This window comes from Bradyrhizobium sp. (genome assembly GCF_049586575.1).
Lineage (GTDB): Bacteria > Pseudomonadota > Alphaproteobacteria > Rhizobiales > Xanthobacteraceae > Bradyrhizobium.
Window position 1 is genome coordinate 1 of record NZ_JBAVCF010000218.1, and the last position, 12,076, is coordinate 12,076.

Annotated in this window: 11 protein-coding genes, 1 tRNA gene and 2 rRNA genes; 8 read left to right on the forward strand and 6 right to left on the reverse strand. The window is 62.4% G+C overall.

Translation table 11 applies throughout. The features are described 5' to 3' along the window. Positions 1-77: transfer RNA gene (locus WB528_RS08375), tRNA-Met, on the reverse strand. A 304-nt stretch (positions 78-381) separates the two neighbouring features. Between WB528_RS08375 and WB528_RS08380 the strand changes: the two genes are divergently transcribed. After that, entirely contained in the window at positions 382-1,986 is a 1,605-nt protein-coding gene (locus WB528_RS08380) for a GMC family oxidoreductase (RefSeq protein ID WP_423887955.1), read from the forward strand. Positions 1,987-2,152: 166 nt separating this feature from the next. Here the strand turns inward: WB528_RS08380 and WB528_RS08385 are convergent, their stop codons facing one another. Next, complete coding sequence (locus tag WB528_RS08385; protein ID WP_423887956.1) at positions 2,153-2,914, reverse strand: SDR family NAD(P)-dependent oxidoreductase; 762 nt, start codon at positions 2,912-2,914, stop codon at positions 2,153-2,155. 304 nt (positions 2,915-3,218) lie between these two features. Between WB528_RS08385 and WB528_RS08390 the strand changes: the two genes are divergently transcribed. From WB528_RS08390 to WB528_RS08410, 5 genes are all read left to right on the forward strand, one after another. Next, positions 3,219-4,004: an SDR family oxidoreductase gene (locus WB528_RS08390; RefSeq protein WP_423887957.1), complete on the forward strand. Its 786-nt coding sequence runs from the start codon at positions 3,219-3,221 to the stop codon at positions 4,002-4,004. Positions 4,005-4,017: 13 nt separating this feature from the next. Continuing rightward, positions 4,018-4,869 carry an MBL fold metallo-hydrolase gene (locus WB528_RS08395; RefSeq protein WP_423887958.1) on the forward strand — a complete coding sequence of 284 codons (852 nt, stop codon included), beginning with the start codon at positions 4,018-4,020 and terminating at the stop codon, positions 4,867-4,869. 115 nt (positions 4,870-4,984) lie between these two features. Next, positions 4,985-5,827: a fumarylacetoacetate hydrolase family protein gene (locus WB528_RS08400; RefSeq protein ID WP_423887959.1), complete on the forward strand. Its 843-nt coding sequence runs from the start codon at positions 4,985-4,987 to the stop codon at positions 5,825-5,827. 170 nt (positions 5,828-5,997) lie between these two features. Further along, positions 5,998-6,612, forward strand: a complete 615-nt coding sequence (locus WB528_RS08405; RefSeq protein ID WP_423887960.1) for a glutathione S-transferase family protein — start codon at positions 5,998-6,000, stop codon at positions 6,610-6,612. 45 nt (positions 6,613-6,657) lie between these two features. Further along, positions 6,658-7,527, forward strand: a complete 870-nt coding sequence (locus tag WB528_RS08410; protein ID WP_423887961.1) for an MBL fold metallo-hydrolase — start codon at positions 6,658-6,660, stop codon at positions 7,525-7,527. 79 nt (positions 7,528-7,606) lie between these two features. Here the strand turns inward: WB528_RS08410 and WB528_RS08415 are convergent, their stop codons facing one another. After that, positions 7,607-8,149 carry a methylated-DNA--[protein]-cysteine S-methyltransferase gene (locus WB528_RS08415; RefSeq protein WP_423887962.1) on the reverse strand — a complete coding sequence of 181 codons (543 nt, stop codon included), beginning with the start codon at positions 8,147-8,149 and terminating at the stop codon, positions 7,607-7,609. Between the two features lie 187 nt (positions 8,150-8,336). On the opposite strand from WB528_RS08415, the gene WB528_RS08420 reads away from it, so the two are divergent. Next, a complete protein-coding gene (locus tag WB528_RS08420; RefSeq protein ID WP_423887963.1) occupies positions 8,337-9,137 on the forward strand; it encodes a phytanoyl-CoA dioxygenase family protein in 801 nt (266 codons plus the stop codon). A gap of 246 nt (positions 9,138-9,383) precedes the next feature. Continuing rightward, positions 9,384-10,694 (forward strand): NAD(P)H-dependent oxidoreductase, encoded by a 1,311-nt coding sequence (locus WB528_RS08425; protein WP_423887964.1) that lies wholly within the window; start codon positions 9,384-9,386, stop codon positions 10,692-10,694. Between the two features lie 167 nt (positions 10,695-10,861). Here the strand turns inward: WB528_RS08425 and WB528_RS08430 are convergent, their stop codons facing one another. From WB528_RS08430 to WB528_RS08440, 3 genes are all read right to left on the reverse strand, one after another. Next, on the reverse strand, positions 10,862-11,455 hold the full coding sequence (locus tag WB528_RS08430) for a hypothetical protein (RefSeq protein WP_423887965.1): 594 nt from the start codon (positions 11,453-11,455) through the stop codon (positions 10,862-10,864). A gap of 223 nt (positions 11,456-11,678) precedes the next feature. Then, positions 11,679-11,793 (reverse strand): 5S ribosomal RNA (rrf, locus tag WB528_RS08435). A gap of 107 nt (positions 11,794-11,900) precedes the next feature. Then, positions 11,901-12,076, reverse strand: a 23S ribosomal RNA gene (locus WB528_RS08440); the annotation flags it as partial.

A 12,076-nucleotide genomic window follows, 5' to 3' on the forward strand; every position in this document is an offset into this window, starting at 1 on the left:
TGGTTGCGGGGATAGGATTTGAACCTATGACCTTCAGGTTATGAGCCTGACGAGCTACCGGGCTGCTCCACCCCGCGATAAACCTTTGCGCGCCTTTTCCGAAAGCCGAAACAGCCGCGGCAACGCCCGAGGGCGCCGCTTCCGTCCAGAGACTTCCTGAGAAGGCAACCCTTGGCCAGAAGGCCTTGGGGTCGCGGGCGGTATGTACCAACGCACGCCCGCTTTGGAAAGGGCCGCCGGGCTACTTTTAAGGATTTTGTGACGGCAAACGACGCCAGATTGCGCGCTTCGGCGACCAAAATGGCCGAAAACGCCGCCCTTGCCAGAATTTCCATAAAGGCCCAGCCTCCGGCTCAAAAGCAGAGCTGAGGGGGAGCGGGCATGGAAAGCTTCGATTTTGTCGTCGTGGGCGGTGGTTCCGGTGGTTGCGCGGTCGCAAGCCGCCTGTCGGAAGATCCGGGAACGTCGGTGGCGCTGCTCGAGGCCGGTGGCACGGACGACAACTGGGTGGTGACCACGCCCGGTGCGATGATCCTGATGATCGCCGGCAAGACCAACAACTGGGCGTTCAACACGGTGCCGCAAGCGGGCCTCAACGGCCGCGTCGGCTATCAGCCGCGCGGCAAGGGCCTCGGCGGCTCCTCGGCGATCAACGCGATGGTCTATATCCGCGGCCACAAGGCCGACTACGACGGATGGGCCCGCCTCGGCAACAGCGGCTGGTCCTATGCCGACGTGCTGCCCTATTTCAAACGTTCGGAAGACAATTCGGAACTCGACGGCCCCTATCATGGGAAGGGCGGCCCGCTGCACGTGACGGGATCGCAGAGCGACAATCCCGTCCGCGAGATCTATCTCGAGGCGGCGCGCGAGGCGCAATTCCGTATCCGCGAAGATTTCAACGCCGAAGAGCAGGAAGGTCTCGGCACCTACCAGCTGACGCAAAAGAACGGCGAGCGCTGGAGCGCTGCCCGCGGCTACATCCATCCCTTCATGAACAGCCGCGCCAATCTGCATGTCGAAACCAACGCGCAGGCGACCCGCATCCTGTTCGAAGGCAAGCGCGCGATCGGCGTCGAATTCCGCCAGGGCAAGGACGTCAAGCAAATTCGCGCAAGACGTGAAGTGATATTATCCGGCGGCGCGTTCCAGAGCCCTCAGCTTCTGATGCTGTCGGGCATTGGCGATGCAGCCGCGCTCGGAAAACACGGCATCGCGTCTGTGCATCATCTGCCCGGCGTCGGCCAGAACTTGCAGGACCATCCGGACTTCGTATTCGGCTTCACTTCGGATGCGCCGCATTTCGCCGGCCTGTCGTTTAGCGGCATTGCGCGGATCTTCAAGGGTATCGCCCAATATCGCCGCGAGCGGCGCGGACCGATGACATCGAACGTCGCCGAATGCGGCGGATTCCTCAAGACGCGGCCTGACCTCGTGTTGCCGGACATTCAATTGCATTTCTGCACGGCGATGGTGGCCGATCACGGCCGCAAGCCGCGCTGGGGCACCGGCTTTTCCTGCCACGTCTGCGTGCTGCGCCCGAAGAGCCGCGGCAGCGTCTGGCTGCAAAGCGCCGATCCGTTGGCGCCGCCGGCGATCGACCCGAATTTCTTCGGCGAGGAAGCCGACCTCGACACGATGGTGGCTGGTTTCAAAATGACGAAACGCCTGCTCGATGCGCCCGCGCTGAAAGCGCTGCAAAAAACCGACACCGTCACCGCAGATGTCAGGACCGACGCGCAGATCCGCGATGTCCTGCGCAACCATGTCGATACCGTCTATCACCCGGTCGGCACCTGCAAGATGGGTACGAACGATCCGCTCGCCGTGGTCGACCCCAAGCTCAGGGTTTACGGCCTTGAAGGGCTGCGCGTGGTCGATGCCTCGATCATGCCGAACCTGATCGGCGGCAACACCAACGCGCCCACCATCATGATCGGCGAAAAGGCCGCCGACATGATCAAGGCGGAGTTGCGGACGAGCTGAGGCGATAAAATGCCAACTGTCGTCCCCGCGAAAGCGGGGACCCATATCCACTGGCGTGCGAGGTAATATTGAGCTGTGGCCCCGTTTTGCTTCAATAGTCAATATCGGTGGTTATAGGTCCCGGATCGGCGCGCGCTTCGCTTGCTTGTCCGGGACGACGAGGAATTTACGTCAGCAGAAATCCGCCATCCACGGTAATGACGCTGCCGGTCATGTAGCGCGAGGCGGATGAAGCGAGCAGCATGATCGCGCCGTCGAGATCGGACTCGTTGCCGACGCGCCGCTGCGGAATCCGCTTGGTCAGCTTTTCGCCGCCCGGCGTCGACCAGAAATCGTGGTTGATCTCGGTATCGATATAGCCCGGCGCGATCGCATTGACGCGGATGCGGTTGCCTGCAAGCTCGAGCGCCATCGCTTTGGTCGCCTGCACGATGCCGGCCTTGGAGATCGTGTAGGGCGACAAGAACTTCATGACGCCGAAACCGAGCACAGAGGCCACATTGATGATGTTGCCCTCCTGCTTGCGCGCGATCATTCGCCGCGCCATTTCGGTCGCGGTGAAATAGGCGCCCTTGAGGTTGGCGCCGATCACGGCGTCCCAGTCCGCTTCGGTCTGCTCGATCGCCGGTTTCTCGATCGCGATCCCGGCATTGTTGATCAGCACGGTGACGGGGCCGAGCGCTGCTTCCGCCGCATCGATCGCGCTGACGATCGAGGCGCCGCTGGTGACGTCCATCGCGACCGCGGCGGCGCGGCCGCCTTTGGCCTTGATCTCCTCTTCCAGCCCCTTCAGCTTGCCGGTCTGCCGCGCGGCCAGCGCCACCGCAGCGCCATGGGCCGAAAGCACGCGCGCGAACTGCCGCCCGAGCCCCTGCGAAGCCCCGGTGATCAGAACGACTTCCTTGCTGACATCAAACAGGTCGGGCATGGCACAATCCTCACAAACGCGCGATATGCGCCCATCAATATAGACCATTTCGACTAGTGTCCCGATTTCGAAGTTCGTATCATATTGCGGCGTCTCGTTTACGAACTTCGAAATCGAAGGGACACTGGCAAATTATTGATCTAGTGTGGCTTCGGTTCAGAAGTTCGCATGACGGGCGCGCGGCGGCAATGATGCGAACTTCCGAACCGCCACATTGGCGCAAAGGCGGACCCCTTACCTCGGCCACCGCGGTTGGATAAAGTCGCCGCGCAAACCACCTGAAGAATGATACGGGAGTGAAACAGTGGATCTGGGTATCAAGGGCCGCCGCGCCATCGTCTGCGCATCGAGCAAGGGATTGGGACGCGCCTGCGCGATCGCGCTTGCCAATGAGGGCGTGCATGTCACGTTGACCGCGCGCGGCGCGGAAGCGCTGAAGCAGACCGCGGACGAAATCCGCAAAAATAATCCCGGCGTCACCGTGACCGAGATCGTCGGCGACATCACCACACCAGCAGGGCGCGAGGCGGTGCTGAAAGCCTGCCCGGAGCCGGACATCCTCATCAACAATGCGGGCGGCCCACCGCCCGGCGACTTCCGCAACTGGACCCGCGACGACTGGATCAAGGCGCTCGACGCCAACATGCTGACCCCGATCGAGCTGATCAAGGCGACGGTGGACGGCATGATGGCGCGCAAGTTCGGCCGCATCGTCAACATCACCTCGGCCGCGGTGAAGGCGCCGATCGAGGTTTTGGGGCTCTCCAACGGCGCGCGCAGCGGCCTGACCGGCTTTGTGGCGGGCGTTGCCCGCAAGACCGTGATCGCCAATGTCACCATCAACGCGCTATTGCCGGGGCCGTTCAACACCGATCGGCTGCGCGGCGCGGTGGCGAAGGCGGAAGCAGAAAGGCGCGGCATCACCGTCGATGCGATGCTGGCCGAACGGGCCAAGCTCAATCCGGCCGGACGCTTCGGCGAACCCGACGAGTTCGGCCTGGCCTGCGCCTTCCTGTGCGGCGCCAAAGCGGGCTTTATTACGGGGCAGAACATCCTGCTCGACGGCGGCGCCTTCCCCGGCACCATGTAAGCGTTGACGACGGATGCGCTGGACGATCGGCCGGGTCAAAATCACCAAGATCGTCGAACTGGAGACGGTAGGCCACACGCGATTCATTCTGCCTTCGGCCGGCAGCGAGGAAATCCGGCGGTTGCCTTGGCTCATCCCGCACTTCGCCACGGAAGAAGGCCGCCTGAAAATGTCGATCCACGCGCTGGTGGTGGAAACGCCGGCGCGGCGGATCGTGGTCGACACCGGGCTTGGCAACGACAAGCAGGGCCGCACCATCCCGATCTGGAACGACCGGCAAGGGCCGTTCCTCGATGACCTGAGCGCGGCGGGCTATCCGCCCGACAGCATCGACACGGTGCTGTGCACGCACCTGCACGTCGACCATATTGGCTGGAATACGCGGCTCAGGGACGGCCGCTGGGTGCCGACTTTCGAGAACGCGCGTTACCTGTTCGGCCAAACCGAATACGCCTACTGGCGCGACCACAGCACGGCGCCGGACAAGGCCGCGATCTTCGCCGATTCCGTCGCGCCGGTCGTCGAGGCCGGCCGGGCCGACCTCGTCGCCAGCAACGCGCGGATCTGCGACGAGATCACCCTGATCCCGACGCCCGGCCACAGCCCCGGCCATATGAGCCTTCATATCCGCTCAGAGGGCGAAGAGGGCCTCTTGACCGGTGACGTCGCCCACCACCCCTGCCAGATGGCCCATCTCGACTGGTCCTCGACCGTCGATTCCGACGCCAGCCAGGCGGTCCAAACGCGGCGCGAGCTGTTTGCACGCTTTGCCGACCGGCCGGTGCTGGTCATTGGCGGCCATTTCGACGCCGGCCACATCGAGCGCGACGGCGACGCCTTCAAATTCATCGCGGCGGGCAGCTAGGGGCTGCCCGGAGCATGAGGGGCTGCGTTGCATCCCCTCATGGACGGTTGAATTTAGCCGCGCGCTGTTCCAAGAAGCGTCCCAAGCCGTGAAACTGTCTAGGGAGTACCGAGAAATGAAGCTTGTTCGTTACGGGGAAGTTGGCAAGGAAAAGCCCGGTCTGGTCGATAAATCCGGTCAGATCCGGGATCTGTCGGCGCATATCGCCGACCTCGCTGGAGAGGCCTTTTCGCCGGCCTCGCTGAGCAAGATTGCCGCCCTCGATCCCGCCAAGCTTCCAGCCGTCAGCGGTAGCCCGCGGATTGGCGCCGCGGTTGGCGGCCTGCCCAAATTCATCGCCATCGGCCTCAATTATTCCGACCATGCGAAAGAAGTCGGCTTGGCGATTCCGACCGAGCCGATCGTCTTCATGAAGGGCAATAACAGCCTGTGCGGCCCCAACGACAAGGTTGAAAAGCCGCGCGGCTCGACCAAGCTCGACTGGGAAGTCGAGATTGCGATCATCATCGGCAGCCGCGCCAAGTATGTGTCTGAAGCCGACGCCCTCAATTATGTGGCCGGCTACAGCGTCTGCAACGACGTCTCCGAGCGCTTCTTCCAGATCGAACGTCTGGGGCAATGGACCAAGGGCAAGTCGCACGACACTTTCGGCCCGCTTGGCCCATGGGTGGTCACCAAGGACGAGATCGCCGACGTGCAGAAGCTGTCGATGTGGGCCGACGTCAACGGCAAGCGCTGCCAGACCGGGTCGACCGCGACCATGATCTTCGGCGTCAAGAAGATCGTGTCGTACCTCTCCGAGATGATGACGCTGATGCCGGGCGATGTTATCGCAACGGGTACACCGCCCGGAGTCGGCATGGGCATGAAGCCGCCGAAATTTCTCAATGTCGGCGACGTCGTCACGCTCGGCATCGAAGGCCTCGGCGAGCAGCGGCAGGAAATCATCGCGGCGTGAATGCCGTGACGCTTACCGACTACGTCATTGCGAGGAGCGTGAGCTCCGAAGCAATCCGGCCTTTGATGCAAATCTGGAATCTTCGCGGAGTTTTTCGTCGGGCGGCGTTCCGCCGACCCGTCGGCTCGCAATGACGGAAACGTCTCCCTGACCATCGCTAGGACAAGCCAATGAAACTCACCTTTTCGCCTGCCTCCCCCTTCGCCCGCAAGGTGCGCATCGCCGCCATCGAACTCGGCCTGATCGACAAAATCGAATTCGTGCCGACGACGGTCGCGCCGGCCCAGCCCAATGACGACTATTCGAAGATCACACCGGTGAAGAAGCTGCCGGTCCTGATCCTCGACAATGGCGACGTGATCCTCGATTCCTACGTCATCGTCGAATATCTCGACGAACTGGCCGGCGGCGGCAAACTGATCCCCTCGAGCGGGCCCGACCGGTGGAAGGTCAAGAGCGACCATTCCCTGCTGCAAGCCATGCTCGATGCCATGCTGCTCTGCCGCTACGAGAACATGGTGCGGCCAAAGGAACTGAAGTGGCAGGCGTGGGCCGACGATCACTGGAGCCGGGCCTGGAAAGGGATGGCGCGTTTCAACGAAAAAACAGACGTGCTGTCGCGTCCGCTCGATATCGTCCAGATCGCGCTCACCTGCGTGCTTGGCTACGCCGATTTCCGCTACGCCGATTGCGGCTGGCGCAAGGCCTATCCGAACCTCGACGCTTTCCACGAGCGGATGCTGCAACGGCCATCGGTCAAGATTTCTCTGCCGCCCAAGGCCTGAAGTTGAAGGCGTAAATATCAAGGCCTAAACCAACGGAGCGCCATCATGAGCCTGAAATTTTCCGTCGGCGATCTCACCGTTCACCGCATCGTCGAGCAGGAAGCTCCCTATTTTCCTGCGTTCGATCTGTTTCCCTCGCTCACGCCCGAGTTGCTGGCGCAGAACAAGGACTGGATGCGCAAGGCGGGCGCCATCGACGACACGGACACGCTGATCCTGTGCTTTCAGTCCTATGTCGTGCGCACACCGCACCACACCATTCTGATCGACAGCTGCATCGGCAACGACAAGCCGCGGCCTGGCCGCCCCAAGTGGGACAAGAAGACCGACGACACCTATATGCGCGGGCTGAAGGCCGCGGGCCTTTCGGTCGAGGACATCGATTTCGTGATGTGCACGCATCTGCATGTCGATCACGTCGGCTGGAACACGAAGCTGGAAGGCGACCGCTGGGTGCCGACCTTCCCGAAAGCGCGCTACGTGTTCGGCAAGACCGAATATGACTACTGGATCGCGCAGCACGCCAAGGCGGAGGTGCCCCCCTTCAGCGACAGCGTGTTGCCGGTGGTCGAGGCGAAGCGGGCCGAGATCGTCGGCAGTGATTTTGCGATCGGCGATCACCTGCGCATCCTGCCGACGCCGGGCCACACGCCCGGACATGTCGCTTTCACCCTCGGCAAGGCCAGGGACGATGCGGTCTTTGTCGGCGACATCATGCACACGCCGCTCCAGTTGCAGCATCCGGAGCTATCGCCGAAATTCGACGTCGACCCCGTCCAGGCAGCCGTCACGCGGAAAAGTTTTCTGGAGCGCTATTGCGACACCGATACGCTCTGTTGCACCGCGCATTTCCCCTCGCCCTCGACGGGGAAAATCCGCCGCAGGGGCAATGGATTTAGCTGCGAGGCGGTTTAGTCCGGAACCGGCGCTTTCTTCTCCCTCCCACGGGTCCCGCGGGGGAGGGATAAGAAGGTCCAGAGGAGAGAGATAAATCTCAGTCGAACAGGCCCGGCGTGTGATTGACCGCCGCGCCCTCGATCGCCAGCATCTTCAGCTTGGTGCTAACCCCTCCTTTGGCCGAAAATCCACCGGGTTTCCGGCCCGCCGCCAGCACGCGGTGACACGGCACCACGATCGGACAGGGATTGCGCCCGAGCGCCTGGCCGACATCGCGCGATAGCTCGACCCCGCCAAGCCGCTTGGCGATATCGCCATAGGTCATGGTCTGCCCCGGCGGAATGCTGCGCGCGATGTCGTAGACGCCGCGGTTGAAATCGGGCACGCCGTCGAGATCGAGCGCGATATCCCGGAGATCGTCGGGCTCGCCCGCGAGCAGTTTGACGATGCGATCGATCGCCTTCTGCACTTCTTTTGTCGGTGCTGTCTCGCTGATGTCGCCGTGTCGTTGCCGGATCCGGGTGCGAGTCTTGTCATCGCTGCCCATCGGCAATTGAAGACCATTGATGCCGCGCGACCCCCACTCAACACCGCAGACGCCGATCGGCGTGTCGAACAGGGCAAAATGCTGGTCAGTCATGGCTCGCTCCAGTGTGTAGACAAATCTACCTCTTGGTGCGAAATCTAGGCTTGGAGATTGTTGCGATCCACCCGATTTCTGCGACGCAATACCTAGCCAACACGGCTGGAAACCCCACCGCCAAGTGCTATCCTTGGCGCCAACCAGCAATATGGGTGTTGCCCGAAAGAACGCGAGAGCTACCGCCATGAAACTCACTCAGCAGCAGATCGACGATTTTCACCGCGAAGGCTGGCTGTTTTTGCCGGAACTATTCCAGCCGGAGGAGGTCGCGCTGCTCGCGCGCGAGGCCGTCAACATCTATGACGCCAACCGGCCGGAAGTCTGGCGCGAGAAAAGCGGCGCGCCGCGCACCGCGTTTGCCGCGCATCTCTACAACGAGGCGTTCCGGCTGCTCGGCGCCCACCCGCGCATGATCGATCCGATCGAACAGGTCTTCGGCGAGAAGGTCTACATGCATCAGTTCAAGATCAACGCCAAGGCGGCGTTTACCGGCGACGTCTGGCAATGGCATCAGGATTACGGCACCTGGAAGCGCGACGACGGCATGCTGGAGCCGCGCGCCATGAACATCGCGATCTTCCTCGACGAGGTGATGCCGATCAACGGACCGTTGATGCTGGTGCCGCGCAGCCAGCACGCCGGCGATCTCAAGGCCTCGCACGACCTTCAGACAACCTCCTATCCGCTGTGGACACTGGACGAGGAAACCGTGACGCGGCTCGTCAAGGAAGGCGGCATCGTCGCGCCGACCGGAAAGGCCGGCGGTCTCCTGATGTTCCACGGCAATCTGGTGCACGGCTCGGCGGGCAACATCACGCCCTACCCTCGCAAGATCGTGTACCTCACGCTCAACGCGGTCTCGAACTACATCCGCACCCCGACGCGGCCGGAATATATCGCCCACCGGGATTTCACGCCGATCGAGACCGTGGACGACGACTCGCTGCTGCGTCTGGCACGCGCACCACGGCAGGCGGCGGAGTAACACGATCCGGGAGCTCAACGGCGGCGGCTGCGCCCTCTCCCCTTGCCGGGGCTGCGCCGCACTGGCAACAAAATTACTCGGGTGAAGGGTCTCCCGAACACAATTCCTCACCCGGTTTCTCATGGAGTTTATCATCGGGCGGCGCTCAGCGCCAACCCGTTGGCTCGAAACCACCCTCTCCCGCAAGGCCGCAATGGGAGAGGGTTTAATCCCGCCGCCGTAACACCGAAGCCACCAGGCCTGCTCATGAACCTCTTCTCGCTTCTCGCCGCTCGTCACGCCGCCGGCAAACCCGTGCGCGTCGCGCTGATCGGCGCCGGCAAGTTCGGCTCGATGTTCCTTTCCCAGGTGCCGCATACGCCGGGGCTGGAAGTACCGGTCATCGTCGATCTCGATCCCGAGCGCGCGCGCGAGGCCTGCCGCACCGTTGGTTGGGACGAGGACCGGATCGCCGCGACTACATTCACCGCTGACGGCGCCACGGCTATGTCGGGCAATGTCGATGTGGTGGTGGAGGCGACCGGCAATCCTGCGGTCGGCATCACGCATGCCCGCTCCGCGATTGCGAACGGCAAGCATATCGTCATGGTCAACGTGGAGGCCGACGTGCTCGCCGGCCCGCTGCTGGCAGAGGAAGCCCGCAAGGCCGGCGTGGTCTATTCGCTCGCCTATGGCGACCAGCCGGCGCTGACGGCCGAAATGGTCGATTGGGCGCGCGCCACCGGCTTCCGCGTGGTCGCCGCCGGCAAGGGCACCAAATATCTGCCCGCCTATCACGACGTGACGCCGGCAGGCGTGTGGGGCCATTACGGACTTTCGGCCGACGAGGCGCAATCGGCCGGCATGAATCCGCAGATGTTCAACTCGTTTCTCGACGGCACCAAATCGGCGATCGAGATGGCGGCGATTGCGAACGCGACGGGACTCGACGTCCCCTCCGGCGGATTGCTGTTTCCGCCCTGTGGCGTCGATGATCTGCCGCATATCATGCGGCCGCGCGAGCTTGGCGGCGTGCTGGAGAAATCCGGCGTGGTGGAAGTGGTGTCGTCGCTCGAGCGCGACGGACGACCGGTGTTTCGCGACCTGCGCTGGGGCGTCTATGTCGTGCTCGAAGCGCCCAACGACTATGCCGCGGACTGCTTCAGGCAATATGGCCTGAAGACCGATGCAAGCGGCCGCTATGCCGCGATGTACAAGCCGTACCACCTGATCGGGCTTGAGCTGAACATCTCGGTTCTGTCGGCGGCGCTGCGAAAGGAGCCGACCGGACAGCCCCACGGCTTCCGCGGCGATGTGGTCGCGGTGGCCAAGCGCGACTTGCGCGCCGGCGAAATGCTCGACGGCGAGGGCGGCTACACGGTGTGGGGAAAACTGATGCCGGCCTCGCTAAGCCTCCAGGCGGGCGGCTTGCCGATCGGGCTGGCGCATCGCCTCACACTCAGACACGACGTCGCGCATGGCGCGGCGGTGCGCTGGAGCGACGTCGAGGTCGACCCCGGCAACGAGACCGTGAGGATACGGCGAAAGATGGAGCAACAATTCGGCGGTAGACCGTAATCACCGTTTCGTCATCCCAGGCAAGCGAGCAAAGCGAGCGCTGACCCGGGACCCATAACCACAAGCCGACATGTTTGCGACGAGAATCCTCTCGCGGTTCGCATGACCGATAGATCACGCGGTATGGGTCCCGGCTCGCGCTTTCGCTTGGCCGGGACGACCTATACTCAGTTCTGGTCGTCGCCAATGATGGCGGCGAGCTTGTCGAAATTCTTGACGACGAGATCGATGTTGCCCTTGTTCTCGATCGTCGGCTCCGGCGCCTTGGCGGCCTGATTGAGGTCGTCCAGCGCTTCCTTCTTGTCCTTGGCGGACATCTTCTTGTCGGCCTGCACCTGAGCGATCTGGGCCTTGATGACGGCTGCGCCACCGACATACTTCTTGGTGGCCGGATCGATGCCGCTCATGATCAGGCCGATATTGTCGACGACATTGTTGTAGTTGTCGTAGCTGGCAAAGCCGTACTTCTTCGCGGTCGCTTCGAATTGCGCCATGAGCTTGGGATCCGGCTTGCCGTTTTCAGGCATCTTCTCGGAGAGCGCGTCCATGTCCTTGGCCGCCGCGATCACACCTTCGACCTGCTTGTCGGTCAGCGCGATCTGCTTCGCGGCCGGCGGCTGGCCCATGGGCGCGGCGCCCTGGGCCGGGGCCATCTTCTGCGTGCCCTGCGCAAGCGCGCTATCGGCGGACAGGACCGCCATGGAGGCGGTGAGACAGACGATGCTTAAGGTGACGGCAACGGGACGAATGAACTCACGCATGTGCTGGGCTCCTCGGGCTGGGGACACTTCGAATTGACAGCGCAGTTCCACTACGGCGCGTGAAATGAACGAGCCGTGAATTCGGTGTTTAACGGCCGATCATGCCATAAATGCTCTCACGCTGAACGCCCTAAAACGACAAAAACGCCGCTTTCCCGGACAGGGAAAGGCGGCGTTTTGTTAAGGTCGTGACACGTAAAGAGGAAAGACTTGTCCTTGGCAGGTCTGGCAGCGACCTACTCTCCCAGGGCTTAAGCCATAGTACCATTGGCGCTGAGGAGTTTAACGGCCGAGTTCGGGATGGGATCGGGTTCAAGCTCCTCGCTAGAACCACCAGACCGGCGAAGGACAAGGATACGAAGCAAGCTGTCGGGCGCGTCAGGCGCGCCCTGTGTCATATGATCAGTCACGGGCCTTTAAGGCCCTATGGACACTGAAAATGAGAGCAATCAAGCCAATCGAACGATTAGTACCGGTAAGCTACATGCATTACTGCACTTCCACACCCGGCCTATCAACGTGGTCGTCTTCCACGGTTCTCAAGGGAATTCTCGTTTTGAGGTGGGTTTCCCGCTTAGATGCTTTCAGCGGTTATCCCGTCCGTACATAGCTATGCAGCAC

Coding starts and splice junctions, on each gene's coding strand:
- WB528_RS08380 (WP_423887955.1), top strand. CDS start 382: ATGGAAAGCTTCGATTTTGTCGTCGTGGGCGGTGGTTCCGGTGGTTGC.
- WB528_RS08385 (WP_423887956.1), bottom strand. CDS start 2,914: ATGCCCGACCTGTTTGATGTCAGCAAGGAAGTCGTTCTGATCACCGGG.
- WB528_RS08395 (WP_423887958.1), top strand. CDS start 4,018: ATGCGCTGGACGATCGGCCGGGTCAAAATCACCAAGATCGTCGAACTG.
- WB528_RS08400 (WP_423887959.1), top strand. CDS start 4,985: ATGAAGCTTGTTCGTTACGGGGAAGTTGGCAAGGAAAAGCCCGGTCTG.
- WB528_RS08405 (WP_423887960.1), top strand. CDS start 5,998: ATGAAACTCACCTTTTCGCCTGCCTCCCCCTTCGCCCGCAAGGTGCGC.
- WB528_RS08410 (WP_423887961.1), top strand. CDS start 6,658: ATGAGCCTGAAATTTTCCGTCGGCGATCTCACCGTTCACCGCATCGTC.
- WB528_RS08415 (WP_423887962.1), bottom strand. CDS start 8,149: ATGACTGACCAGCATTTTGCCCTGTTCGACACGCCGATCGGCGTCTGC.
- WB528_RS08420 (WP_423887963.1), top strand. CDS start 8,337: ATGAAACTCACTCAGCAGCAGATCGACGATTTTCACCGCGAAGGCTGG.
- WB528_RS08425 (WP_423887964.1), top strand. CDS start 9,384: ATGAACCTCTTCTCGCTTCTCGCCGCTCGTCACGCCGCCGGCAAACCC.
- WB528_RS08430 (WP_423887965.1), bottom strand. CDS start 11,455: ATGCGTGAGTTCATTCGTCCCGTTGCCGTCACCTTAAGCATCGTCTGT.